The 26,049-nt window shown below is 66.5% G+C and carries 21 protein-coding genes and 1 pseudogene; 10 read left to right on the forward strand and 12 right to left on the reverse strand.

Annotation, left to right across the window (positions count from 1 at the left end; all coding sequences use genetic code 11):
- Positions 1 to 108: 108 nt before the first annotated feature.
- Positions 109 to 713: pseudogene (locus AC1Z3W_RS00695) on the reverse strand (DNA adenine methylase); the annotation flags it as partial.
- A gap of 54 nt (positions 714 to 767) precedes the next feature.
- Between AC1Z3W_RS00695 and AC1Z3W_RS00700 the strand changes: the two are divergent.
- The 4 genes from AC1Z3W_RS00700 to AC1Z3W_RS00715 all read left to right on the forward strand — a co-directional run bounded on the left by AC1Z3W_RS00700 (position 768) and on the right by AC1Z3W_RS00715 (position 4,012).
- On the forward strand, positions 768 to 1,124 hold the full coding sequence (locus AC1Z3W_RS00700) for a hypothetical protein (RefSeq protein WP_483506642.1): 357 nt from the start codon (positions 768 to 770) through the stop codon (positions 1,122 to 1,124).
- Between the two features lie 488 nt (positions 1,125 to 1,612).
- A complete protein-coding gene (locus AC1Z3W_RS00705; RefSeq protein ID WP_483506643.1) occupies positions 1,613 to 2,662 on the forward strand; it encodes a tyrosine-type recombinase/integrase in 1,050 nt (349 codons plus the stop codon).
- Positions 2,663 to 2,734: 72 nt separating this feature from the next.
- Positions 2,735 to 3,640 (forward strand): HTH-type transcriptional regulator ArgP, encoded by a 906-nt coding sequence (locus AC1Z3W_RS00710; protein ID WP_175826412.1) that lies wholly within the window; start codon positions 2,735 to 2,737, stop codon positions 3,638 to 3,640.
- A 159-nt stretch (positions 3,641 to 3,799) separates the two neighbouring features.
- Positions 3,800 to 4,012 carry a DUF1059 domain-containing protein gene (locus tag AC1Z3W_RS00715; RefSeq protein WP_057925608.1) on the forward strand — a complete coding sequence of 71 codons (213 nt, stop codon included), beginning with the start codon at positions 3,800 to 3,802 and terminating at the stop codon, positions 4,010 to 4,012.
- A gap of 114 nt (positions 4,013 to 4,126) precedes the next feature.
- On the opposite strand, the gene ltaE is transcribed toward AC1Z3W_RS00715, so the two are convergent.
- Complete coding sequence (gene ltaE / locus AC1Z3W_RS00720; protein ID WP_124832648.1) at positions 4,127 to 5,140, reverse strand: low-specificity L-threonine aldolase; 1,014 nt, start codon at positions 5,138 to 5,140, stop codon at positions 4,127 to 4,129.
- Between the two features lie 119 nt (positions 5,141 to 5,259).
- Here ltaE and AC1Z3W_RS00725 point away from each other — a divergent pair, with 119 nt between their 5' ends.
- From AC1Z3W_RS00725 to AC1Z3W_RS00740, 4 genes are all read left to right on the forward strand, one after another.
- Entirely contained in the window at positions 5,260 to 6,312 is a 1,053-nt protein-coding gene (locus tag AC1Z3W_RS00725) for an RNA-guided endonuclease InsQ/TnpB family protein (protein WP_124832647.1), read from the forward strand.
- A 460-nt stretch (positions 6,313 to 6,772) separates the two neighbouring features.
- Positions 6,773 to 8,194, forward strand: a complete 1,422-nt coding sequence (locus AC1Z3W_RS00730; protein WP_124832646.1) for a cytochrome ubiquinol oxidase subunit I — start codon at positions 6,773 to 6,775, stop codon at positions 8,192 to 8,194.
- Positions 8,195 to 8,223: 29 nt separating this feature from the next.
- Entirely contained in the window at positions 8,224 to 9,231 is a 1,008-nt protein-coding gene (gene cydB / locus AC1Z3W_RS00735; protein WP_057925604.1) for a cytochrome d ubiquinol oxidase subunit II, read from the forward strand.
- Entirely contained in the window at positions 9,203 to 9,385 is a 183-nt protein-coding gene (locus AC1Z3W_RS00740) for a hypothetical protein (protein WP_057925603.1), read from the forward strand. The genes cydB and AC1Z3W_RS00740 overlap by 29 nt, the downstream gene beginning before the upstream one ends.
- 91 nt (positions 9,386 to 9,476) lie before the next feature.
- Here the strand turns inward: AC1Z3W_RS00740 and AC1Z3W_RS00745 are convergent, their stop codons facing one another.
- The 4 genes from AC1Z3W_RS00745 to AC1Z3W_RS00760 all read right to left on the reverse strand — a co-directional run bounded on the left by AC1Z3W_RS00745 (position 9,477) and on the right by AC1Z3W_RS00760 (position 13,240).
- On the reverse strand, positions 9,477 to 9,764 hold the full coding sequence (locus AC1Z3W_RS00745) for a helix-turn-helix domain-containing protein (protein WP_057925602.1): 288 nt from the start codon (positions 9,762 to 9,764) through the stop codon (positions 9,477 to 9,479).
- Between the two features lie 15 nt (positions 9,765 to 9,779).
- Positions 9,780 to 11,096 (reverse strand): type II toxin-antitoxin system HipA family toxin, encoded by a 1,317-nt coding sequence (locus tag AC1Z3W_RS00750; RefSeq protein ID WP_483506645.1) that lies wholly within the window; start codon positions 11,094 to 11,096, stop codon positions 9,780 to 9,782.
- Between the two features lie 102 nt (positions 11,097 to 11,198).
- Positions 11,199 to 11,393 (reverse strand): YqaE/Pmp3 family membrane protein, encoded by a 195-nt coding sequence (locus AC1Z3W_RS00755; protein ID WP_014900862.1) that lies wholly within the window; start codon positions 11,391 to 11,393, stop codon positions 11,199 to 11,201.
- 170 nt (positions 11,394 to 11,563) lie between these two features.
- Positions 11,564 to 13,240 (reverse strand): alkaline phosphatase family protein, encoded by a 1,677-nt coding sequence (locus AC1Z3W_RS00760; RefSeq protein ID WP_124832643.1) that lies wholly within the window; start codon positions 13,238 to 13,240, stop codon positions 11,564 to 11,566.
- 251 nt (positions 13,241 to 13,491) lie between these two features.
- Here AC1Z3W_RS00760 and AC1Z3W_RS00765 point away from each other — a divergent pair, with 251 nt between their 5' ends.
- On the forward strand, positions 13,492 to 13,713 hold the full coding sequence (locus tag AC1Z3W_RS00765) for a hypothetical protein (protein ID WP_057925599.1): 222 nt from the start codon (positions 13,492 to 13,494) through the stop codon (positions 13,711 to 13,713).
- Positions 13,714 to 13,778: 65 nt separating this feature from the next.
- On the opposite strand, the gene AC1Z3W_RS00770 is transcribed toward AC1Z3W_RS00765, so the two are convergent.
- Positions 13,779 to 17,588, reverse strand: coding sequence for a DUF748 domain-containing protein (locus AC1Z3W_RS00770; protein WP_483506647.1), 3,810 nt, complete (start codon positions 17,586 to 17,588; stop codon positions 13,779 to 13,781).
- Positions 17,589 to 17,740: 152 nt separating this feature from the next.
- A complete protein-coding gene (locus AC1Z3W_RS00775; protein ID WP_124832639.1) occupies positions 17,741 to 19,180 on the reverse strand; it encodes a DUF1254 domain-containing protein in 1,440 nt (479 codons plus the stop codon).
- Positions 19,181 to 19,558: 378 nt separating this feature from the next.
- On the opposite strand from AC1Z3W_RS00775, the gene AC1Z3W_RS00780 reads away from it, so the two are divergent.
- Positions 19,559 to 22,621 (forward strand): heavy metal translocating P-type ATPase, encoded by a 3,063-nt coding sequence (locus AC1Z3W_RS00780; RefSeq protein WP_175826812.1) that lies wholly within the window; start codon positions 19,559 to 19,561, stop codon positions 22,619 to 22,621.
- A 189-nt stretch (positions 22,622 to 22,810) separates the two neighbouring features.
- Here AC1Z3W_RS00780 and AC1Z3W_RS00785 read toward each other — a convergent pair whose 3' ends face one another.
- The 4 genes from AC1Z3W_RS00785 to AC1Z3W_RS00800 form a co-directional block, all read right to left on the reverse strand.
- Entirely contained in the window at positions 22,811 to 23,290 is a 480-nt protein-coding gene (locus AC1Z3W_RS00785) for a GNAT family N-acetyltransferase (protein WP_124832637.1), read from the reverse strand.
- A 174-nt stretch (positions 23,291 to 23,464) separates the two neighbouring features.
- Positions 23,465 to 23,620: a hypothetical protein gene (locus tag AC1Z3W_RS00790; protein ID WP_011548928.1), complete on the reverse strand. Its 156-nt coding sequence runs from the start codon at positions 23,618 to 23,620 to the stop codon at positions 23,465 to 23,467.
- Positions 23,621 to 23,796: 176 nt separating this feature from the next.
- Positions 23,797 to 25,224 (reverse strand): flagellar hook-length control protein FliK, encoded by a 1,428-nt coding sequence (locus tag AC1Z3W_RS00795; protein WP_483506650.1) that lies wholly within the window; start codon positions 25,222 to 25,224, stop codon positions 23,797 to 23,799.
- 103 nt (positions 25,225 to 25,327) lie between these two features.
- Entirely contained in the window at positions 25,328 to 26,017 is a 690-nt protein-coding gene (locus AC1Z3W_RS00800; protein WP_483506652.1) for an MgtC/SapB family protein, read from the reverse strand.
- Positions 26,018 to 26,049 lie beyond the last annotated feature (32 nt).

The raw sequence follows: 26,049 nt of genomic DNA on the forward strand, positions 1-26,049 counted from the left end.
CTTTCCAGCGGAAGGATTTGTAACGTCTGATTCTTCCAACGCAGTAAATCGGCCCATGCAGTACCCGACCTGCCGTCCTTCTCGACGGCAGGTCGTTTTCTTATCGAATCAGAAAAACCCGACGGGCTGCGCAGCGTCGTCCCAGCTAAAGATGATCAGCTCGTTACGATCGACGCCCTTCCCGCCTCCGACCGTGTACTGGATCGGCAAGGTCTCGATGTGAAACCCGGAGAACACACGCCGAATATCCGGATGGTCGTTCAGGCTTACGATCGCTCGGCCCTTAAGCGAACGCAACCGCTCGGCCATCTTCTCGTATTCCGCGAACGGGAACGCCACACCGTAGCCTTCCGTCTCGTAATACGGCGGGTCCAAATAGAACAGCGTGTGCGGTCGGTCGTACCGATCAATGCAGGCGGCCCAATCGAGACGTTCGACGAACGTGTTCGCGAGCCGCAGATGGGCGGCCGGCAGATCCTCCTCGATACGTAGCAGGTTGAGGCCCGATGGCGTTGTCGTCGCTGTCCCAAACGTCTGCCCTTCCAGCTTTGCCCCAAAGCAACTTTTCTGCAGGTAGTAGAACCGTGCCGCACGTTGGATATCTGTGAGGTTTCCGGGACCGTTTGTTTGAGCCATTCGAACACCTGCCGGCTCGTCAGCGCCCATTTGAACTGCCGCACAAACTCCTCCAGGTGATGTTGCACGACACGGTATTCGGCAGACTATCTCCCGGAACGATTTGCGCCGTTCATGCGGCACTTTTACCGATGGCCGACCTCCTCGACTCTCCGAAGAAGGCACGGATTTACCCGGTAACGACACCAGATCAAGACGGCCGCTGCGTTCCTGCCGATACCCTTCGCTCACCCATCAGCATCAGCAAGCGGACGAAAAAGCCGATCGCGGAAATATACGTGGCCCAACCGAAAGCCGATCAGTGGATCTGCGCGGCGATGTACAACTTCGGGGACAGCTTCGCATCAACGCCACTGAAGTTCGGCGCAGGCACCACGACATACGCAACGCGAATGCAAGCGGCACAGGAAGGCACTCGATGGCTGAGAAAAACGCTCGACCGCGAGAACATCAAGCGCCAGAAAGACCTTCCGCTCGTCCTGCAATAGCTGGATGAGATCCTGCAGTCACCCGATCCCGACTGGACGCCGAATATGGCGCAGGCGGCAGTGAAATGACCTCGCGCCCGGCCTTTCTACCCCACGTCCGCTGCCGCGAAAGCGGGAACACGCGAAGAAGCGCCCGGCTATCTCGCTGGCGAGCGTCAACGGCACTTCGATGCAGCCGAACAGCAGCGGGCAGACGCCCGCAAAAACAATCCAGAAAGACGAAGCGCCGCTCGCGCGGCGCTAACCAAACGTCCGCATGCCCCCACAGGTAAAAGTGAGATGACGACACCCATCGCTCGGGCATTAACCCTCAAAGAAGCTGCGGACCTGCTAGCTGTTTCGTACTCGACCGTTTATGCCAATCGCCAAGCCCTCGGATTCTTCAAGATCGGTGGCATTTGGCGAATCTGGCCTGAAATTCTGAAATCGAAATCGTCCGGTTACAATGCCGATCGACCGGCGCGGGCGGAAGGAAAGGAGAGTTTTCAATGTCCATCCGAAAGCGCGGCGGCGTCTATTACCTCGATCTCCGTACGCCAAGCGGAGAAAGAATACGCCGCTCTTGTGGGACTTCCGACCGGAAGGAAGCTGAGGAGTATCACGACAAGCTGAAAGCGGAACTGTGGCGTGTGCATAAGCTCAGTGAGCGACGCCGCTACGTGTACGAAGAGGCCGTAGTGAGATACCTCAAAGAGCAGACCCTGAAACGGAATTACATCAACTTCGTGGGTCACTTGAGACACTTCGGCACGTATTTCCAGGGGCGGCACATTGACTCCCTGACTTCTGCCGAGATCATCGAGGCTCTTCCGGAAAAATGTGGCCGCTGGAGCGCCGACAAACCCGCCTCCGTAGCAACGCGAAATCGATATCTCGCAACGATTCGCGGAATGCTTAACGCTGCCGTGAGGTGGGAGTGGAGCGACCGCGCACAAATGCTGAAATGTTCCAAAGAGTCAAATAGGCGGATTCGCTGGATCACGAAGGAGGAGGCGCAGCGGCTGCTTCGCGAGATCAATCGTGACTGGATGCGTGATGTTGCAGCATTTGGATTTGCGACCGGGCTTAGACAAGCCAACATTCTCGGCCTCGAATGGTCGCAACTCGATTTGGTTGCCCGGCGCGCATGGATTCATCCAGATCAGGCAAAAGCAGGCAAGTCGATCGGCGTCCCTCTGAACAGCGAGGCGATCGCACTGATCCGCAAGCAGATCGGCAAGCACCACCGGTTTGTATTCGTCCGAAACGGCAAGCGGATCACGTCGTGGGATCGAGAACAATGGCTCGCCGCGTGTGCGCGCGCGAACATCGAGAATTTTCGATTTCACGATGTGCGGCACACGTGGGCTAGCTGGCACGTTCAGAGTGGCACACCGCTTGAGCGTCTGAAGGAATTGGGTGGATGGTCGAGTTACGACATGGTTCTCCGATATGCGCATCTTGCGCCAGACCATCTGGCACATCATGCCGAATCGGTCACAGTTTGGTCCCAAGGTGTGACCGATTTCCATGCCACACTTGATCGTCAAGCATCATGATCGGCCCCAATGCCATGACTACCAAGGCTTCATCGTTTTAAGTATGACAACCTGTCTCGGTCTATCTGGTACATGTCTCTGACGATCGATCCGAAGCAGGCCGCCGCGCTGCTGGCCGTCGCCGACACCGGCAGCTTCGAGCAGGCCGCCGTGCGCCTGCACGTGACCGCGTCCGCCGTCACGCAGCGGGTGCGCGCGCTGGAGGCAAGCCTCGGCGCGCCGCTCGTGCTGCGCACGCGGCCGTGCCGGCCGACGGTGGCCGGACAGCGCGTGCTGCAACACCTGCGCCGCGTCGCGCTGCTGCAGGCCGACCTGCAAAGCACGCTCGCGACCGAGCGCGAATCGCCGATCTCGGTCACGATCGCGCTGAACTCCGACAGCCTCGGCACGTGGTTCCTGCCCGCGCTGACTTCGGTGCTCGCGGGCGAGCGCATCCTGTTCGAGCTGATCGTCGAAGACCAGGACCACACCTTCGCATTGCTCGAAAGCGGAATGGCCGTCGGCTGCGTGACGACCGAGCCGAAACCGATGCGCGGCTGCGTCGCGACGCCGCTCGGCACGATGCGCTACCGGCTGCTCGCGGCCGCCGCGTTCGCGGGGCGCTGGTTTCCGCGCGGCCTGAACCGCACGAGCGCGCGCAACGCGCCGGTCGTCGCGTATTCGCGGCGCGACACGCTGCAGTCGACATTCCTGAAGGAGAAGTTCGGGTTGCCCGAAGGCGCGTATCCGTGCCACTACGTGCCGGGCACGCACGCGCATTTCGCGGCGGTGCGGCACGGGCTCGGCTACGCGATGGTGCCGGAGCCGCTGACCGGCGGCGCGCCGCTCGACGCGCAAGGGCTCGTCGATCTCGCGCCCGTGCATCCGACCGACATCACGCTGTACTGGCACGCGTGGGCCGTGCAGTCGCCGACCATGGCGTCGCTGTCCGCACGGGTGGTCGAAGCGGCGCGCCGGTTGCTCGCGCCGCTGCCGTGACGCGCGGGTGATCGACATCGCCGGCGCGGCACGTGGCGTGGTGCGCGTGGCGGCGAGAAACCCCGCCGCGCCGCCTATACTTTTTTCATCGGCCTCGCGAACGCGCGGCGCGGCCGATCATGCAAATCCGGCCGTTCCCTTTCCCGTGAGGAGAACATCATGTCCCGCCGCTATATCGATTGCCGCGAGTTCCCCAGCGCGATGAATTGCTCCGTCGCGATTTCCGCCGACTCAGACAACGAACTGCTGGAAGCCGCCGTGCAACATGCGGTCTCGGTGCACCAGCACACCGACAGCGCCGAACTGCGCACGCAACTGAAATCGCTATTCCGCGACGGCACGCCGCCGGTCGACACGCCCCGGCAAGCGTAATCCGCCGGCACGCCAGATATCGACAGACGGGTTGCAGCGTCGCCCCGATCGCCTCCCCACTTCCTGCTTCGCGCCACGACGCGCCGGCGCCCCCGCCGGCCGGCGCATTCCGCCTTACGCGCGCCGTTGCGCGAAATACGCGCCGACCGCGTCGATGAAGGTATCGATGTCCGCACGCGACACGTCGCAGTGCGTGACGAAGCGCGACGCGTACAGCATCTGCGTGAGGATCCCGCGCTCCTTGAGCCACGCCTCGAGCGGCGCGCAATCGGCTTCGGGGAATTGCGCGAACACCATGTTCGTCGCGTGCGACAGCACCTTCACCGGCTCGATGCGCGCGAGGCCTGCCGCGAGATGCGCGGCATTCGCATGATCGTCGGCGAGTCGTTCGACGTTGTGGTCGAGCGCATACAGGCAGGCCGCCGCAAGGATGCCCGACTGCCGCATCCCGCCGCCCAGCACCTTGCGCCAGCGCTGCGCGCGCTCGACCAGCGCGCGATTGCCGACCAGCACCGAACCGACCGGCGCGCCAAGCCCTTTCGAGAAGCAGATCGACACGGTGTCGAACGGCGCGCACAGCTCGGCGATCGGGCGCCCCGACGCGACCGCCGCATTGCACACGCGCGCGCCGTCGAGGTGCGCGGCCAGCCCGCGGCTGCGCGCGAACGCGACGGCTTCCTGCGCATAGCCTTCCGGCAGCACCAGGCCGCCGATGGTGTTTTCGAGCGCGAGCAGGCGCGTGCGGGCGAAGTGATTGTCGATCGGCTTGATCGCCGCGGCGATCTTCGCGAGCGGCAGCGTACCGTCCGGCGCGTTCTCGATCGGCTGCGGCTGGATGCTGCCGAGCACGGCCGCGCCGCCGCCTTCGTACTTGTAGGTGTGCGCGAGCTGGCCGACGATGTATTCGTCGCCGCGTTCGCAATGGGCCATCAGCGCGGCCAGATTGCTCTGCGTACCGCTCGGGAAGAACAGGCCGGCTTCCTTGCCGGCACGTTCGGCCGCGACCGCCTGCAGGCGCAGCACGGTCGGGTCGTCGCCCCATACGTCGTCGCCGACTTCGGCGGCAGTCATCGCGGCCAGCATCGCCTGGCTCGGACGTGTCACGGTATCGCTGCGTAAATCGATCATCAGAATTTGCTCCGAGAAACCCCGCCATTTCCCCCAAGGGGACTTCCTTCGAGGTGGATGGCGGGAAGGAAAGGAGTGCTGTTGACAGGCAGCTTCTTCCACGGGTTAGGATCACCGGCATGATTCTTGTCTACCGCTACCGGGTGAGGTCGCTCAACGGACTGCTTTGCAAGCAGAGCCGTGCGGTGAACTATGTCTGGAACTTTTGCAATGACACGCAGAAGCATGCGCTGAAATGGAGCAAGAAATGGCCAACAGGCTTCGACCTGAATGGACTGACGAGCGGCAGCAGCAAGGCGCTCGGTATCCACTCCGGCACGATCAACGCGACGTGCGAGCAATACGCGAAGTCGCGTAGTCAACGCCGTCGGCCTTACCTGCGCTATCGCGGCAGGAAATCGCTGGGCTGGGTGCCGCTGAAGGGCCGAGACCTGAAGCGCGAGGGCGACGCGTTTCGCTTTGGTGGCAACACCTTTCGCGTGTTCAACAGCCGCCCACTTCCTGAAGGCAAGATCAAGGACGGAACCAACTTTGCGCAGGATGCGCGCGGCCATTGGTTCTTGAACATCGTGATCGAGATACCCGATATTCAGGCCCGACCGATCCGTTCCGGTGTCGGCATCGATCTCGGTCTGAAAGACTTCGTCACACTTTCGACCGGCGAGAAGCTGCCTAATGATCGGTTCGGCCGGCAAGCTGCGGAAAAGCTCGCGAAAGCCCAGCGAGCACGCAAGCACAAGCGGCATATCGCGAAGCTGCACGCCAAGGTCGCGAATGCCCGTGCCGATTTCCAACACAAGCTCGCGCTCGATCTGGTGCGGCGCTTCGATTACATCGCGGTCGGCAACGTGTCGGCCGCGAAGCTCGCCAGAACCAGGATGGCGAAGAGCGTCTACGACGCATCCTGGTCGTCCTTCCGAAACAAGCTCCGTTACAAAGCGATCGCGCACGGAGCCACGTTCGAGGAAGTCGACGAAAGCGGTTCGACCCAGTCCTGTTCGGCGTGCGGGTCGAAAGACAGCACGACGCGGCCGAAAGGTATCGCGGGACTGCGAATGAGAGAGTGGGCCTGCAGTGACTGTGGTGTCGAGCATGATCGAGATACCAACGCTGCCGTGAACATTCTCCGATGCGGACGTGCATCGCCAGCTGTGGGAATCCTCCGCCTTTAGGCGGAGGAAGACGTCAACTTCGTGCCCTGAGTAAACGCGGACCGGAACCGATGTGCCCGGCCCTGCCGAAACGAGACTCAGAGTGTACGCAATTCGCGCAGCACCTGCCGGTGGCCGGATGCGCGCCGCGTCGACCCGACGTCGGCCCGACCGGACGCCGGGCGACACCGCGGCGTGCGCCGACCTCGTTGCACCCGCCACATCGTTCCGATGACGCGACGCGCCATATTGCCGCACGTGCGGCAGACCGCCACGCCGCAGCCGCCTGCGCCACGAACGCCGTTCTTGATACGAATCAACGATTTATCCCGAAAATGCGCGCGGCGGGCTGGACATCTGCGACGAGTTGGCACATTTCGCGGCGCACCATCGCAACCCATACTCCAGCCAACCCCGACGCCCCATCGCCCGGGGGCCGCCGGCACCCGCCGGCGGGTATCGTCAGCCTCGGTCAACTGGTATGGACACCGCTCTTTCGGCCTTCGATCTGGCCCGCCTGCAATTCGCGTTCACCGTCTCCTTTCACATCGTCTTTCCGGCGCTGAGCATCGGCCTCGCCAGCTTCATCGCCGTGCTCGAATATCGCTGGCTGAAGACCGGCAAGCAGTACTACAAAACCCTCTGCCTGTTCTGGTCGAAGATCTTCGCGGTCGCGTTCGGGATGGGTGTCGTCTCCGGCGTCGTCATGAGCTATCAGTTCGGCACCAACTGGTCGGGCTTCTCGAGCTTCGCCGGCGCCGTCACCGGCCCGCTGCTGATGTACGAGGTGATGACCGCGTTCTTCCTCGAAGCCGGCTTCCTCGGCATCATGCTGTTCGGCTGGAATCGCGTGAGCCCGCGCGCGCACTTCGGCGCGACGCTGATGGTCGCGATCGGCACGCTGATCTCGACGTTCTGGATCCTCGCGTCGAACAGCTGGATGCAGACGCCGCAGGGCTTCGAGATCGTCGACGGCCGCGTCGTGCCGACCGACTGGTTCGCGATCATCTTCAACCCGTCGTTCCCGTACCGCCTGTTCCACATGGCGATCGCCGCATTCATCGTCGCCGCGCTGGTCGTGGCCGCGACGGGCGCATGGCACCTGCTGAAGGGCCGCCGCGACAAGGGCGTGAAGAAGATGTTCTCGATGGCGCTGTGGCTGCTGCTGGTGCTCGCACCGCTGCAGGCCGTGATCGGCGACCAGCACGGCATCAACACGCTGAAGCACCAGCCCGCGAAGATCGCCGCGATCGAAGGGCTGTGGGAAACCGAGAAGGGCGGCACGCCGCTCAACCTGTTCGGCATTCCGGACATGCAGGCGGAAACGACCCGCTACGCAGTGAAGGTGCCGCACCTCGGCAGCCTGATCCTCACGCACAGCTGGAACGGCGAGATCCGCGGGCTGAAGGACTTCGCGCCTGAAGACCGCCCGAACTCGACGGTCGTGTTCTGGAGCTTCCGGATCATGGTCGGCCTCGGCTTCGCGATGATCGGCCTCGCCGCGCTCGCGTGGCTCCTGCGCCGCCGCGGCCGCCTGTATGAATCGAAGTGGTTCCAGCGCTTCGCGCTCGTGATGGGCCCGACCGGTTTCGTATCGCTGCTCGCGGGCTGGGTGACGACCGAAGCGGGCCGCCAGCCGTGGGTCGTGTATGGCGTGATGCGCACCGCGAAGGCCGTGTCGCCGCTGTCGGTGCAGCAGGTCAGCCTGTCGATGATGACGTTCGTGATCGTGTACTTCCTCGTGTTCGGCACCGGCGTGTACTACATGCTGAAGCTGATGAAGGCCGGCCCCGCGCTGCCCGACGTCAAGCACGACGCGCAGGACGACATGCCCGACACGCGCCCCGATCACACCGCGCGCCGCCCGATGTCGGCCGTCGACGATCTGATCGAGACCGTCTGAGCCCACCCATTTCGCACACGAGAAAACCTATGGACGTCACCGTAATCTGGGCCGCGATCATCGCATTGGGGCTCTTCATGTACGTCGTGCTCGACGGCTTCGACCTCGGCATCGGCATCGTCTTTCCGTTCTTCCCGGACGAGAAGGAGCGCGACCTGATGATGAACACCGTCGCGCCCGTGTGGGACGGCAACGAGACGTGGCTCGTGCTCGGCGGCGCCGGGCTGTTCGCGGTGTTCCCGATCGTCTATTCGACGGTGCTGTCGGCACTGTACCTGCCGCTGATCTTCATGCTGGTGTGCCTGATCTTCCGCGGCGTGTCGTTCGAGATCCGCGCGAAGGCGCGGCGCACGAAGCAGCTGTGGGATCTCGCGTTCATCGGCGGCTCGGCCGGCGCGACGCTGTTCCAGGGGATCGCGCTCGGCGCGTTCCTGCAGGGCATCAACATCAAGGACGGCGTGTTCGCGGGCGACGCATTCGACTGGCTCACGCCGTTCAGCCTGCTGACGGGCCTCGGCCTGATCGTGACCTACGCGCTGCTCGGCTGCTGCTGGCTGGTCGCGAAGACGGAAGGCGACCTGCAGCGGCGCCTGCATCGCGTCGTGTGGCCGCTGACCGTCGTGCTGCTCGGCTTCATCGCGGTCGTCAGCCTGTGGACGCCGCTGCAGGATCCGGCCATCGCGCAGCGCTGGTTCGATTCGGGGCTGTTCTGGCGTCTGCTGCCGGTGCCGTTCCTGGTCGCCGGGTGCGCGGTATGGATGCGCCGCGCGGTGCGCGCCCGGCACGACATGACGCCGTTCGTGCTCGCGCTGGCGCTCGTGCTGCTCGGCTATGTCGGCCTGCTCGTCACGATGTTCCCGTACGCGATTCCTCAGACGATGACGATCTGGGAAGCGGCCGCGCCGCGTTCGAGCCAGACCTTCACGCTGGTCGGCGCAGCGGTTATCCTCCCGATCATCATCGCCTACACGACGATGGGTTACTGGGTATTCCGAGGCAAGGTGCGCCATGAAGACCAGCATTACTACCACCACTGATTCCGCCGCTCGCCAGCCCGACGCGCCGCCACGGTCGCGCATGCGCGGCTGGATGTGGTTCGTCGTGCTGTGGGCGGGCGGCGTGCTCGGCGCCGTCACGCTCGGCTATGCGTTCAAGATCTTCATGAACCTGACGCTGTTTGCGGTGAAGTGAGGCGGCCGGCCGACCGGCATCCACCCGCCGGACGCGTCGCGCATCCGTCGATCACCCGACGGATGCGCCGCCCCCGCCACCACCGTGCGGGTTATGGCGGCGCGCGCCGCACGACGCCGAGCTTCAATCCCAGCATGCCGAATATGCGGTTCATCGTCTGAACCGTTCCGTCGCTGCGCCCCTGTTCGATATCCTGAATCGTCTTCGTCGATACGCCGGCGAGCTTTGCCATTTCGGCGCTCGTCAGCCGCATCGTCTTCTTCAAATGACGCACCGACTCGTGCAACGGCCATTCGGGATGCGCGAGAACGTCTTCGATCGCCTGGCGCCGCAGCGCAAGCTGTTCGGGAAGCGACATCGCGTTGTAGCGTTTGTCCATGGTGTCGCGTCCCCGCTAGCGCAGCATCTCCAGCTCGCGCGCAAGCCGCTCGAGACCGGGTTTCAAAAAAGCGTGCACGTCGTGTTCCAGACCAAGATCGACACCGTGATCGGCGATCTCCTGCAAATGCGGCGCCATTGCATGCAGGCGTGTCTGCAATGCGTGACGATCCAGCGCGACATGCGTGTCCTCCGCCTGCGGTTCGCTTGCCCGGACGACGGCGTCGAGTACCCGCGCCCAGTCCGGTCGGCCATCGTCATTTCCTTCCCAACGGATGCGGCGCGCAATGCCGTCCGGATGAAGATACATCGGCGCGAAATCGTACAGCGGAGTCAGGGCGACGCGTCCGTCGAAGCATCGTTGCAGTGCCGTGTTTCGCGCATGATTGTCCTTGTTGCCAAGCGCAAGGTTTGCGACGTCGCGACACAGATACTCGGCCACCTCGGTTTGGGGATCCGTGCATTGACGAACGAGATGACGGCACACCTCATCGTGACTCGGCGCGACGCCGAAGCCGGCCTTGCCGGTCAACGAAGCGATGCTTTCCTGCCCGAACCGAACGACGCTGCCACCGTCACGCGCGCGATCGAATCTCGGAATGAACAGCGACCGATCCCGCAACATCAGCGGCGCATGCACGCGCAAGCCAAGACGCTGCGCCAATGCCATGTACGGCGCTTCGTGCCGCAGGATCTGCGCGAGCCGCTCGTTCGCGCCACGTCCGAACTTGACGATGTAGTGCTCGACCGCGCGCTCGTCAGGCAACGTGTGATCGAGATAGAGCAGCCCGTCGTCGGCGCGCGTCAGCAAGAGCTTTGGCCACTCGCCCTGCACGCCCGAGGAGCCCGCAACGAAAAATCCGTGTTCGGCGAGATATTCGCTGAATGCGTCACCGCGTGCGGCAACATCGTCGTCCGTAAATCCTTGCCGCGGGCCTCCGCGCTCCGCGAGCCACTGCGCGGCTTCCTTGACTCGCAAGTTGCCGATCGAGTTTCCGGCTCCCGCGAGCAGCAACGCCCAGTCGGCGCGCTCCTCTGCCGTTTCGGGGAGATCGAGTCGACGCAACAGTTCCCGCCGGCCGAACCCTTGCGGCAGCAAATCGATCAGAAACACGGGCCAGTGGAACGTCATCAGCGGCTCGAGGTCGACCGGAAAGGTGCACGACATCGCGCGCGCGTCGCGGGCGAACTGATGACGAACGATCCATTCGACGTCGTAGCCTGTATAGGCGCGGCCGCGCCACCCTTCGTCCGGCTCTCCGAACAGGGTGACGCCGCCGACGTCATGCCAGGTACCGTCGGCGTGAAGCTGGATCGTGCAGGAAGGCATCATTTGAGCAGAAATCTATATAAATTACATCACCGAACATCAGTGAATTATATAAATTTCTGCCGAAATGAAAACCACGCTGCTCGGCTGGCGTGGTGAGCCCGCCTACCGCCGCTCGCGCAGCGCCGCCTCGATCTTGCGGTCGGTCTTGTACTGGCTCAGCGCATACACCGACCAGATCGCGGCCGGCAGCCAGCCGATGATCGTAAGCTGCAGGATCAGGCAGATGATCCCGGCGATCGGGCGGCCGATCGTGAAGAACTGGAACCACGGCAACAGCAGGGCAAGCAGCAGGCGCATGAACGATCCTCGCGGTGCGTCGTTGAACGGGTGATGCGTGACGAATACGCCGGTGCACGCGCCCGAATTCAAGGCGTGCACCGGCATCGCGGCGCCGTCATCGGCCTGGCGCCGCCGTCATCGTCCGAACGGCCCGCGCCATGCCGCGGGCTCGATCCCGTTCCCCAGGCTCAGTGGTCGATGCCGAGCCCCGGCAGCACGTGCGTGTTCTCGGCCACGACCGCGTGCAGCAGCTTCGGATCGGCGCCGAGCAGCCCGAGAATCGTCGGCGCGACCTGCTTCGTGCCGACGACGTCGCTCACGGTGCGCGCGCGATGGAGGCCCGGATACGACACGAGCAGGCCGAGGTGGCTGTCGTCCGGCGCATTGCCGCCGTGTTCCTCGTCCTTCTTCGTGCTCGACGTATAGATCACGCCCGGATTCGGCTGGACGATGATGTCCGGCGTACGGCCGTTGGCCGGATCGCCGAACCGGTCGGCCAGCGCCGCGCCGTACAGGATGGTTGCCTGCGGGCCGTCGGCACAGATCCCCGGCGCGTTGCAGCCGAGGTTCGCCTTCAGCGTCTGCACCACCGCCGTGCGCTGGCTGCGGTCGCGCAGCCAGATCAGGCCGACGTCGTCGGTCTGCACGAAGCCCGTGCCGACCAGGCCCGAACCGTCGTTCAGGTTGCCCGTCGTCGTGCTGTTCTGGCCGAAGTTGCCGTTCGGGTCGAGATAGTTGTTCGCTTCGAGCAGCTTCGTCAGCGTGTCGCCGTTCTTCACGAGCTTCGTGTGGTCGGTCGGCGACTGCCCGTGCTTCGACGTGACGATCACGGCCGTCGACGTGTACAGGTTGGCCTGCTTCAGCGCCGCGACGATATGGCCGATCGAGTTGTCGACGTACGTGATCGCGTTCGCGACCTGCCCGTTCGGCGTGAAGTTCGCATCGAGATAGCCGCCGCCCTTCGTCACCACCGCCTTCTGCGCGACGCTCAACGTCTGGAAGTTGGCGCCGAACAACGTCGGCACCGGTGCGCGCTTCGTGCCCGTCGAGTCACGGCCATTGATCTGGTTGATCAGCGCCTGCACGTGCAGGTTGTCGAATTGCGCGGTATGCGAATAGACGTCCGTATAGTCGGTTTGCGTCGCCGGATCGATCGAGTTGATTTCGGTGCGTGCGAGATCGTCGACGCCCGTGCCCGACGGGCCGTTCAGCCAGTCGTAGCCCCACGCGTGCTTGTCGGCCCACGCGGTGGTCGCGTTCGGCACGCCGGCCTTCACGGCCTCGAACACCGTGTTGGTCTTCACGTAGTTGTGCGGATAGACCGGCACGCACTGGCCGTTGACCTTCGCATGCGGGATCGCCTGCGGGTTGAACGCACCGCCGCCGTCCAGGTGCACAAGCGCGCCGCCGTTGAACGCATCGATGCCCGTCGTCTCGTCGAACACGACGTTCCAGCCCTGCTTGCCCGAGCAGGTCGTGTCGCTCGGCGCGTACAGGTTGCGGTCGTACGACACGTCGTAGAACAGGCCGGCCGTCTTCGGCGAGCCGCCCGTCACGAGTGCCGCGAGGCCCGGAAACGAGTCCGACAGGCCCGGCGTATACGCGTTCGTGTACGTGACACCGCTTTGTGCGAGCACCGCGAGGTTAGGGCACGTGTTCGCGCCGATGCAGCGCGCAAGATCCTGCTCGTGCAGGCCGTCGACGCTGATCAGCAGCACGTGCTTCACGACGCGCCGGCCGTTGCCCACATCGTGGCCCTGGCTGTTGCCGTCCTGCTGCGCCGCGTGGGTGCCCACGCTTGCGAGCGCCAGCGCGCCCGCCACCATCACCGCCATTTTTCGTTGCTTAGCGAACCTGGAAATCATCACCCCACCTCATCGATTGACGTTGACCTGCACGACTTGCCAACAGGCGCGCAAAATATCGCCGCATCGTGCGGCGGTCCGATGAAGGGGCGCTTTCGGTTCTCTATCAAACGTAACCAATCGCAATTGACATCGCACGGTCGCAATGCGATGCATGCCCGGGCGCAGCCGCGTGCGTCCGTATTTATTTCCCGGTTGGCGTTCGACTATTGGCGTGTGATAAAGGGTTTTCCCTGACCCGGAGCACGAGTATGTCGACCCTGGAAGCTCTCCGGTTCGTGCTGGACGATGCACGCACCCCCGAAATCATTCGCCACCACGTCGTCGACGCGCTGCAGTACGCGTTGCGCAACTACGGCCAGGTATTCACCGCGAAGGAAGTCGAATGGCTCGCGCAGTGGGATGACGCCCGGCTGCCGCTGGCCGCGAGGAAGGAACTGGACAAGCGCGAACCGGAGATCGCGGCGCGCTGACGGGAAGCGCGCCGCCGCGCCCGATTTCCAGTCGAACGCGGCGGCGGATGATGGCGTAACGCGGCTTACTGCAGGCCGAAGTCGACGCGCGTCGTCGCGCCCTTGTCCTCGATGCCCTTCGCATCGAGCTTCGGCGCCACGACGAACATGCGGCTCGAATCGATCTTGCCGTCGAGGTACTGGCGCACGGCCTGCGCGCGTTGCTGCGCGAGCGTGCGAAGTGCGTTGTCGTCGGCCGGCGCGTGTTCGGCGAGCGCCTGCTTCATGTCCGCCTCGGGCAGCGTCTTCTGCAAGCCGACCAGGTTGCGCGGCTTCTTGAAGTCGGCGGCCTTGTACGCACGCTCGAGGTACTTGCCGTACTCGGCCGGATCGACCTTCACCGACATCGGATCGATGCTCTCGCCCTGGCCGATCACGTCCTTCAGCTTCTGCTGACGCACCAGCCGCTCGACGTACGCGTCGCGCAGCCCCGGCGCGTCCTTCGCGGGATCGACGCGACCGATCAGGTCCAGCCGGATCGACGGCTTCTCGGTCAGCATCTTCACGACGGTGTCGAGCTTCTTCTGCTGCGCGTCGGTCAGCTGGTACGAGCCCGGTGCGAACTCGACGTAGCCGAGATCCTCGCCACCGCTGCCGCCGAACGCATGCGCGAGCAGCGAGAACGGCGACGTGACGGCCTTCGCGATCAGGTTCAGCACCGCGCGCCAGATCAGCCCGCCCACGCTGAACTCCGGATTCGACAGCGAACCCGACACCGGCAGGTTCACGTCGATCTCGCCGCGCGTGTTCTTCAGGAGCGAGATCGCGAGCTTGACCGGCAACTTCGTCGCCGTGTCGTTGTCGACGTGATCGCCGAACGTGAGCTGGTCGATGAAGATGTGGTTGTTCGCCTGCAACTGGTCGTTCGCGAGCTGGTAGTGCAAGTCGACGTTGAGCTTGCCCTTCGTGATCGGATAGCCCGCGTACTTCGCCGAATACGGCGTCAGGTTGGTCAGCTCGATGTCGTGCGCGGTCGCCGTCAGGTCCAGCGCCGGCTTCTCGATCAGCGGGTTCACCGAACCCTTGATCGAGATCGGCCCGTTGCCCGCGAGGTTCGCCGCGACGTCAACCGGCGCGGAGGTCGTCGAATCCGTGCCGAACGCGCCGACCGTGCCCTTGATCGCGACGAGGTTCGCCGTGTAGTTCGGCTTGATGAAGTTGTCCGTGTACGTGACGCGGCCGTTCTGCAGCAGCAGCTCGCCGAAATGCATCCGAACCGGATTCTGCGGCGGCGGCGCGGCCTTCACGACCACCGGCGCCGACGCCTGCTGCACGGCCGCGGCCGATGCGGCCTGTGCGGCAGCCGGCGGCGTCACGCCCGGCGACAGCGGCACGGGCTCGCCCTTGCTCGCGTCGCGCGTGAGCGACTGCGCGGGGCCCGTCTCCTTCGCGACGACGTCCTTCAGGTTCAGTCGCCCTTGCGCATCGAGCAGCACGCGACCGTAGAAGTTCGAGAACGTCACGCGCGCGGCGTCGACGTCGGTGCCCTTCTCGTCGTAGTTCACCTTCAGGTTCGACAGCGCGAGCGAGCGCCAGCCCGCGAACGGATCGGACGTCGCCTTGTCGAGCATCCGCACGTCGACCAGCGCGACATCGCCGCGATAGGTCGCGCGCGGCGTGTCCTTCACCTGCGCGAACGTCAGGTTGCCTTGCGCGTTGAGCAGCGCGCTCGCGATGGTCGCGTTCAACGCGCTGCCGAAGTACGGCTCGAACGCGGCCGCGTCGAGGCGGTTGCCGTTGATCTTCAGGCCGACCTTCAGCGGCTGCGCGGTCACGTCGCCCGACACGTTCAGCGATCCCTTGCGGTTCAGCGTCGCCTTCAGCTGCACCGGCAGCGGCTTCGTCATGTCGTCGCTGATCTTCTGCACCGACAGGTCGAGCGGCTTGATCGCGAGCTTCACCGGGCGCGGCGTCGACAGGTCCGTGAAGTTCGCGGACGATTCCTTCACGTTCAGCGCGTCGATCCGGTAATGCCACGACGGCGCGGCCGCTTCGGCCTTGCGCGCGACGGTGCGCTTGGGCACCGCCGCCTGTGCGGGTTCGGCCAGCGCCGCGAGGTCGATCTTGCCGTCCTTCAGGCGCGTCACGTCGAGCGCGAGGCCGGTTGCGTCGACGCTCGCGATTTCCGCAGTGCGCGCGGCGACGTCGACCTTCGCGATCTTCGCGCTCGCATCGGGCAGCACGATCGCGGGCGCCTTCGCGTCCGGCGTCGCGAGCTTCAGCGACTTCAGGCTCACCGTGCTGTCGGCGATCTGTGCGTCGAGCGGCGTCTTGCCCCAGTCCGCCTTCGCGTTGACGGTCCCGCCGAGCGTGCCGTCGAGCACGCGCGCACGGGTCGCCTCGCCGAGATACGGCTGCAGCGCCGGCAGCGCCAGCGCATCGACCGTCAGCTTCGTGTCGGCCTGCTTCGCCGCCACGCTGAACGCGCCTTCGGCCTTCACGTCGCCGCCGCGCGACAGCGACGTCGACAGCGTGTACTTCGCGGGCGTCTTGCCCTGCAGCGTGAAGCCGTCGAGCGTCGCGGCGAGCTTCGTCAGCGACATCGCGGTCGGCGTCGCCGGCACGCGGTCGTCGACGTTGATCGTGCCGCCGTCGATCGCGAAATGACGGATCGTCAGGTCGAGCGGCGGCGCTTCCTTCGCCGTGGCCTCGGCCTTTGCACCGCTCGCAGCACTAGCGGCGGTGGCGGTGGTAGCAGCGGTGGCAGCCGCCGACGCGGCGGTGCCCGACGCGGCCGGGTGGGCGGCGGCAGCCTTCGGCGCGGCGGCCGGCTGGCCGGCGAGCTTCTCGACGTTCAGCACGCCCTGCTTGTCGCGCGACAGGTCGACGACCGGCTGGTCGATCCGGATCTCGTCGAAATGCAGCACGTTGCGCAGCGGCTCGAGGCCGGCGGCGGCCACGTGCACGCCGCGCGCGGCGAACAGCGGCTCGGACGCCCGGCCGGTCACCTTCGCGTCGTTCAGGTCGACGGTGCCCGACACGCGCAGCGTGGGCGTGTCGCCACTCATCACGAAGTTCAGCTTGAGGTTACTGCTCAGCAGGCCGCTCGTGACGATCACCGGCAGCTTCGCCGGCGCGTATGAAATCAGCTTCGGCACGTCGAGCCGATCGAACGTCAGCGCGACTTCCGACTCGCGCGACTGCGCGAACGGCTTCGTCTTGCCGTCGATCGCGATCGGGCTGCCGTCGAACCGCGCGCGCAGCTTCGGCTGCACGAAGATGTCGGTCTTCGACGGCAGCGTCGCGATGAACGGAATGCCGAGCGTCCAGTTGTCGACCACGTGCTTTTCGTTCAGCAGGCGGTCGTCGAAGTCGATCCGGCCGTCGTTGATCTGGATGTTCGACACCGAGAAAAGCGTCGGCTTGCTTTCGGGTTTGGGCGACGGCGTCGAGAACTTCTCGATCAGGTCGGTGAAGTTGAAGCGCTGCGCGTCGTAGCGGACGATATGAAAGCGCGGCGAGTCGACGCGCACTTCGTTGACGATCGGCGCGCCGCGGAACAGCGACGACCACGACGGCCTCACGACGAGCTTGCCGATGTCGATGAAGTCGCCCTGGCCGCCGCGCTCGCCGACGTGCACGCCGTCGGCTTCGAGGTTCAGCGTGTACGGGTTCAGCGCGATGCGCCGGATCGTGGACGGCCGGCCGAGCTGCTGGCTCAGTTGCTGTTCGGCGATGTGGCGGATCAGCGGCGGCGCAGCGAAGAATCCAAGCAGTCCGAATAAAACGAGGAAGATCAGCACGCAGAGGCCGATACGCCGGGTCCGGCGCGAGCGGGCAACGCCGCCGAGGGCATGGAGGGTCGAGGATACGGTTTCTTTGTCTGCGCTTGCCATGCTTGGATGCCTCGGGAATGGATGCCGGACCGCACCGGAAAACCGGCACGGCCGCGCACGCTGTCCCGAAAGTATAGGCTCAGGTGGTGACGGAACGGCGTTCGGGCGCGAGCGCCGCGTCCGCGGATCGGACAGCGGCGGCGCCTATCCGTTCACTTCCGGACGACGACGGGCGGCAGCCACGAGCCGTCGCTCGCTTGCGGCTTCGGTGCGTACAGGCGCAGCGCGAGCGCGAAATCGGTGCGCGGCGCCGGCAGCCAGTTGGCCGCGTGGGTGCCGCCCGGCGACGCCGATACGACCACGTCGATCGAACCGTCGTGGTTGCGGCGTAGCCGGTCGCGATCGCCGAGCGAGCGGCGGGCCGCGCCGACGTCGGGCAGCGCGCCGTTCGTCGCATACGGCGTCAGCGTCCAGAACCCGCGCACCGGCGGCAGCGCGCCCGGCGCGAAGTGCAGCACGTAGCGGTTCGCGCCGTTCAGCGGATGGCCATCGCTGTCGACGCGCACGAGCGCGAGCGTCTCGTCGTCGCGCGTCGCGGTGCCGAACTGCGTGTAGGCCGCGTACGCGCGCAGCGCGTAGTCCTGGCCGTACTTGCCGGCCGTATCGCCGATCCAGTTCCAGCCGTTCGCGTTCAGCAGGTTCGGCGGCGCCGCCGCGAGCCGCGCGCGCGCTTCGGCGACGCCGGCCGTCGCGGCGCTCAGCCGATCGCCCGTCCATGGCACCGGGTAGCCGGCCGACACGCCGATGTCTTTCAGCAGTTCCTGCGCATGCGCGTCGTCGTCGGGTGCCGGGTTGTCCTGCAGCGCCTGCGCGAAGCGCGTGAAGAACGCCTTCGGGTCGAGCGCGGCGACCTGCTCGGCCGGCGTGCCGCCGCTCACGGCTTCCGACGGCGCGCTGCCCGCATGGACCGCGACCGACGCGCCGCGCGCGCTGCCCGTATAGACGGACAGCGGCACCACGCGGATCGCCCGCTGGAGTTTCTTCGCGTTCGTGAGGTCGCGCCCGCCGCTCGTTTGCAGCCGCACTTCGAACCACGCGTTGGCCGACGGCACGTCGATACGCAATGCGCCCTTCGGCAGCGTGCCCTGCCAGTCCTTCGCGGCAAAGGCAATCGTTTGCGATCGCGCGACGCCGCGAGCGCCACGTGCAGCCACGCTCGGCGACGACCACAGCACGTTCGTCCACATGTCGAGCGCGCGGGCATCCCAGTAACGGCCGCGGGTGTCCGGCAGCGTGACGATCACCGGCTCCGCGCCGACGTCGAGCCAGCCGGTCGAGTCGAGCGTGTCGACGCCCGGCAGCGGCGGGTTGAGCGCGCCGACGGGCGGCAGCGCCTGCGCATGGCGCAGCGTGTTGAGCGGCGCCTGGCCCGGCTGCGCGCCATCGCCGCCCGTCGCGGCTTCCTTTGCGACGTCCATCAGCACGAGCGGATACGCATAGATATAGGAGTCGGCCACTTCGGCGCGCATCCAGCCGGTTTTCCGCTGGATCGCGTCCGGTTGCGACGCGCATCCCGTCAGCAGCGCCGCCAAGGCCAGCGACGCGCCTGCCGCACGCCGCAGAGAAATGGATTCTCGTAGGTTTTCAATCATTGAGTACTGGCCGAATATCGTTCTTGTCTGTCAACGCCCTGTTCGACTCACCACGGCGAACGCAAGGCACCCCAGCCTGCCCGGCCGCCGCTTCGCCAGGCGGGCGCTGATTGTCAGGCCGGTATCATAGCGCCTAAGGGCATCCCCCAATATGCCGAATAACGGGTGGAGCGGTAGCCGGCCCGTCGCCATTCCGGATTTCCGTTGATCCGGCACCACATCGACAAAAGCCCCCGCCTGCGCGGGCCGGCATGGCGGCGCGAATACATCGGCAACCGGCACGATCCTGCATTGCACCGCACCCCTTGACCTTCCCATCATGGGAATGTTGATACTGGAGTCATTCGCGGCACGAACCGCACTTTTGGGGAATCCGACATGACCGAACCACTCGTCTCCGCAAGCATGCAAACGATCGAACTGAGCGTCGACGGCATGCATTGTGGCGGCTGCACGGGCCGCGTGCAGCGCGCGCTGGCCGCCGTGCCGGGCGTCGTCGAGGCCACGGTCGATCTCGACGCGCATGCGGCAACGGTAATCGCGCAGGACACGGTCGAGCCCGAGCAACTCGTCGACGCAGTCGGCGCGGCCGGCTATCGCGCGACCGTGCGCGAAGCGGCGGTCGAGGCCGCTGCAGCCGCGCATGCGGAGCATGCACCACACGCCGAAGCACCGCCCGCAACGCCGACGGCGCCGCCACCGACCGCCGCCACGATCGAACTCGACATCGACGGCATGACCTGCGCGTCATGCGTGTCGCGCGTCGAGAAAGCGCTCGCGAAGGTGCCGGGCGTCACGCGTGCGTCCGTCAACCTCGCGACCGAACGCGCGACGGTCGATATCGCGCTGGGCGTTTCCGCGTCGCAACTGGCGGACGCCGTCAAGCAGGCCGGCTACGGTGCGACGCCGACGGCACCGGATGCCGCCGGCGCAGCCACCCGCGCGACGATGCCTGCCGCCCCCGCCACGATCGAACTCGACATCGACGGCATGACCTGCGCGTCATGCGTGTCGCGCGTCGAGAAGGCGCTCGCGAAGGTGCCGGGCGTCACGCGTGCGTCCGTCAACCTCGCGACCGAACGCGCGACCATCGACGCGGCACCGAACGTTTCCGCGTCGCAACTGGCCGAAGCCGTGCAGCAGGCCGGCTACGGTGCGACACCGGTCGCGGCGACGCCGCCGGCCGCTTCCCGCGATCTCGAATTCGACATCGGCGGCATGACGTGCGCATCCTGCGCCGGCCGCGTCGAAAAAGCGCTGGCCGCGGTGCCGGGCGTCGCGCGCGCATCGGTCAACCTCGCGACCGAGCGCGCGTCGGTGCATGGCGCCGGCCCGCTCGACGCCGCCGCGCTGATCGCGGCGGTCACGACGGCCGGCTATCGCGCATCGCTCGCCGCCACGCCGGACGCCGACGCTGCCGCTGCAGCCGAACCCCGCGCCAGCGACCCGACGCAAGCCCCCGACGCCCGCAAGCGCCGCGAAGCGATCCGCGAGCGCAATCTGGTGATCGGCTCGGCCGTGCTGAGCGCGCCACTCGTCGTGCCGATGCTCGTCGCGCCGTTCGGCATCGACGCAATGCTGCCCGGCTGGCTGCAGCTCGTGCTCGCGTCGATCGTCCAGTTCGGCTTCGGCGCACGCTTCTACCGCGCCGCCTGGCATGCGGTGAAGGCGCGTACCGGCAACATGGACCTGCTCGTCGCCTTGGGTACGTCGGCCGCGTTCGGCCTGAGCCTCTGGATGCTGCTGCGCGACCCCGCCCACCCGGGCCATCTGTATTTCGAGGCATCGGCCGTCATCGTCACGCTGGTGCGCTTCGGCAAATGGCTCGAAGCGCGCGCGAAACGCCAGACGACCGAGGCGATCCGCGCGTTGAACGCGCTGCGCCCCGACCGCGCGCGCGTCGTCGAGCACGGCGTCGAACGCGACGTGCCGCTGGCCCGGGTGCGCGTCGGCACGACCGTCAGCATCCGTCCCGGCGAGCGCGTGCCCGTCGACGGCCGCATCGTCTCGGGCCGCTCGCACGTCGACGAATCGCTGATCACCGGCGAAAGCCTGCCGGTGCCGAAGGACGACGGCGACCCGGTCACGGCCGGCTCGATCAACGGCGAAGGCGCGCTCGTCGTCGAAACCACCGCGATCGGCGCGGAGACGACGCTCGCGCGCATCATCCGCCTCGTCGAATCCGCGCAGGCAGAGAAGGCGCCGATCCAGCGGCTCGTCGATCGCGTCAGCGAAGTGTTCGTGCCGGCGATCCTCGGCATCGCCGTGCTGACGCTGATCGGCTGGCTGATCGCGGGCGCCGGCACCGAAACGGCGATCCTCAACGCGGTCGCGGTGCTCGTCATCGCGTGCCCGTGCGCGCTCGGCCTCGCGACGCCCGCCGCGATCATGGCCGGCACCGGTGTCGCGGCCCGCCACGGCGTGCTGATCAAGGACGCGCAGGCGCTCGAACTCGCGCAGCGCGCAACCGTGATCGCGTTCGACAAGACCGGCACGCTGACCGAAGGCAAGCCGTCCGTGACGGCGTTCGACGCCGTCGGCATCCCGCGTGAGCAAGCACTCGCTCTCGCGGCCGCGGTCCAGCGGCAAAGCGACCACCCGCTTGCGCGCGCCGTGGTCGCCGCGCACGATGCGGACGTCGTGGCACGCGGCGGCGACGCAGGTTCGGTCGAGGTCGCCGTCAATGCGCGCGCGGTGGCCGGACGCGGCGTCGAAGCGCGCGTCGACGGGCAGTTGCTCGCGCTCGGCAGCACCCGCTGGCGCGATGAGCTCGGCATCGTGGTGCCGCCCGAACTCGACGCGCGTGCCGCGGAACTCGAACGCGCGGGCAACACGATTTCGTGGCTGATGCGCGCCGATGCGCCGCGCACGTTGCTCGCGCTGATCGCGTTCGGCGACACCGTGAAGCCCGGCGCGCGCGACGCGATCGCGGCACTGTCGGCGCGCGGCGTCGCGAGCGTGCTCGTGACGGGCGACAACCGCGGCAGCGCGGCGGCCGTCGCGGCATCGCTCGGGATCGGCGAAGTGCATGCGCAGGTGCTGCCCGACGACAAGGCGCGCGCGGTGGCCGAACTGAAGCGCACGCACGGCGGGATCGTCGCGATGGTCGGCGACGGGATCAACGACGCGCCCGCGCTCGCCGCGGCCGACGTCGGCATCGCGATGGCGACCGGCACCGACGTTGCCATGCATACGGCCGGCATCACGCTGATGCGCGGCGATCCGGCGCTCGTCGCCGATGCGATCGACATCTCGAAGCGGACGTACCGGAAGATCCAGCAGAACCTGTTCTGGGCGTTCGTCTACAACCTGATCGGCGTGCCGCTCGCGGCGCTCGGCTGGCTGAACCCGGTGATCGCGGGGGCGGCGATGGCATTCTCGAGCGTCAGCGTCGTGACGAATGCGCTGCTGCTGCGGAGATGGAAAGGACGGGCGAGGTGATGGGGGCCGTGACGAGCGCCGGACCGTCCGATGGGCAGCCGGCGCTCGTCATGTATGGAATGCGGAAGGTTGCGGCGCTTGCCGACCTGTGGGGCGCAGCCGCAGCATGCATGCCCTGCGTCGAGACAGATGGCCGGAAGAAGGCCGGGGAAACGGTAACGCGCGTCACCGGCACGCACACGACCGGCTTCAGCCCGGAACAACCGGCTTGATCAGCGTCGTCGTGATCGGCGCGAAGCCGCAGGCGCGATACAGCGCACGTGCGGCCGTGTTGTGATTGAACACCGACAGCCCGATCTCGGTGACGCCATGGCGGCGTGCCTCGACCTCGAGCGCATCGAGCGCGCGCGTGGCCCAGCCCTGGCGACGCCGGGACGGAACGATGTCGAGGTCGTAGATGAACAGCGTGCGGTTCGGCCCTTCGGGCACGATCGCGTACCAGAGGTCGCCAACCGTGTCGCCGCTGGCGGCGTCGATCAGTTGGACGAGTGTCTGGCCGGAGGTGAGCAGGCCGTCGGGCAGCAGCGTATCGAAGCAGGCGCGGGCGCGGGCCGCCGCGTCGCCGGTCTCGTTCTGCCCGGATGACACGAGATCGCGCGCGTAGCCGTCGATGGCGCGCGTGCGGTATGCGTGGAATTCGCCGGCCGTCATCGGCCGCATCTGCAGCATGGCCTGGGGTCGCGAGGGAAGTCGGACTTCCAGTGTAGCGGGACGGTCGCACCGGCGCGCGATGCGGCGGTGGAAAACGGGCAGGCAGTTGCGGCGAACGCCGCGCCGAATCAGCGAATCAGCGAATCAGCGAATCAGCGAATCAGCGAATCAGCGAATCAGCGAATCAGCGAATCAGCGACGGTACAGGACGATCGGCACGAGGTTCGCACGACGCACGCGCTCGGCTTCGGCATGACGCGCGGCGTACGAGTATTCCGCGTCGAGCGGCAGGTGCGGGGAGACAAACAGGTCGTCGATCTTTTGCAGCAGGGCGAAAATGAAGCTCATGAGAGACTCCTGACAGATGATTCTAGGGTTTTCCCTTAGGTTGACTCCATTCTAAGGGTTTTCCCTGAACTCCGCCAGCTCGCCGCATCAGTTTGCCGCACCCGCTCCGCACCACAGACGGACGAGCCATCACGACCTCCTTGTCAGGTCGCGGTTTGCAGGTAGGGTCGGAATATTTAGTGCGCCCGACGCATGCGCTTTGCGGCCGCCGCCTCACGGTTCGCGTTGCGCTGAAGCCGGTCGACCTGCGACAGCATCGCCTCGTGGTGTTCCGCGAGGGTCATCAGCGTTGCCTGCTGCGTCGACAGATCGGCAGCCAGCCGGTCGATCCGCAGTTGCCGGGCGTCCAGGTCCTGATTCAGGTGCGCGATCTGCCGCGTTTGCAGCACCAGCGCGACGAGCCCCGCGAACACGACGACCGCCAGCGCCAGCAGCATCCGGTTGACGCGGCGCATCTCGCGATCGGCCGCCTGCTTCAGGCCGGCCATCTCGGCCTGCAGCGTGGCAAGCCGATCCGACAGCGGGCGCAGATGGGTGTCTGCATCGAAGGCCGGCGCGCTCGGCGCGTCCGGTTGCGGGCGATCCGCCGACGGCTTCGTCACGAACGACGCCGCGGACGCCATCGGCTGCGCGACCGGCGCGGCCGGCGCGGCGGTTGCTCGCGCGGCGTCGCGGGCACTCGCGGCACTCGCGGCACTCACGGCAATCGAGGCAATTGCGGGCTCGGCCGGTTCGGCCGACGCCTGCGGTTCATCAGATGGCGCGGTATGCGCCGGGGGCGATTCCAGCTCGGCGCCGACAGCCGCCGCTTCCGGCGCGCTGCGCACTGCCGCCGTTTCGCGTGTGCCGGCGGCCGCACGTCGCTTGCCGCCGGAGGCTCCGCGACGCCCTCCCTTCGTGGTCTCGCCGGCCGTCCGCGCTGCTTCAGCGTGACCGACCGGCGCGGCGGCACCTTCCGCCTCGCCGCCCGCTTTCACCGAACGGTCGCCGAGCACCGCATCGATCGCACCGCCAACCGCGCCACCATTCGCCGTCGTACGATCGGCGTTCGTCTCGCCCGCGTCGCCAGCTTCCGACACGCTGCCGGTCTTCACCTGGCCACCGCCGGTTGCCTGCTCAGCAGCTGCAGTCGCGGCGATGCCGTCGGACTGCTGCGCATCGGCTAGCGTCGCTACGTCGGCATCGGCCGCGCGCACGACATCGACCGCATCGCCGTTTCCACGCGTCGATGCCGACGCTGTCGTCGTCGCGACGTCGGGAGCCTGCTCCACCGCGCCGGCGGTGTCGCCCGGCGCGGCGAATCCGTCGAGCGTCGCCTGCCGGCCGGCGTCCTCGCTGTCCGCGACGGCGGCGGCCGTCTCAATGTCCGTCACCGCGTCATCGCGCGCGACGACCGGTGCACGCGCAGCCGGCTCGAGCACCGGATCGCCGAACAGGTCGAGCCTACGTTCGTCCCGCGGTGCATCGCCGCCCGCCGCGTTGCCGGACCGCGCGGTTGCCTTGGCGGCGGTGTCTGCCGCGGCCGCGACGGAGCGCGGACGCGAACGGGCCGACGAGCGGCCGGAGCGGGAATGGGAGCGAGGCAGGGAAACGGATTCGGTCATGGAGTCGGATGACAGGCCCGCGAGCGCGGAATCGGAGGTCGAACGGAATCAGCGACGGCCATTGTCGCATGACCGATCGCCGATCCGGCCGATCGGATGCCGTCTATTCGTCGCCCGACAACCCGTTGCCTTCCTCGAATCGAGTCACGCACGACAGCCCGCGCAGCTTGTCGCAGATCGCGCGGTATTCGAGATCCGACACGCGGCCAAGCGCGATACGCACCTCATCGTGCTCGCCCGTGTCGTCGGCGCGCTGCACGATGAACTGCTTCACGCGCGCGCTGTCCGGGCCGAGCGCCGCGTGCAGCGAATCGAACGTCAGCGCGCCGCTCACCACCGTCAGCGCGAGCTGGCGGCGCTGCCGCACCGTGAAGTAGCGCCGCTCGAGCGGCTTGATGCCGGCCAGGATGATGATCGTCGCGGAGATCGCTGCGACGTACAGGCCACCGCCCACCGCAAGGCCGACCGCGGCGACCGACCACAGGCTTGCGGCCGTCGTCAGCCCGCGCACGATCTCGCCGCGCAGCAGGATCGAGCCAGCGCCGAGGAAACCGATCCCCGACACCACCTGCGCGGCGATCCGCGACGGATCGAGCACGATATGGTCGCTGCTGCCGAGCACGTCGGCGAAACCGAACGCCGACACGATCATGATGAGCGTCGCGCCGACACAGACCAGCATGTGCGTGCGCAGGCCGGCGGCCCATGAAAGGCGCTCGCGCTCGAAGCCGATGACGCTGCCGAGCGTCGCCGCGAGAACCAGCCGCATCACGAGTTCCAGGTTGCTGAGCATCCGATTTATCTCCTTTTTTGAGGATGGCCACG

The sequence above is a fragment of the Burkholderia sp. 10_S31 genome (assembly GCF_056930375.1).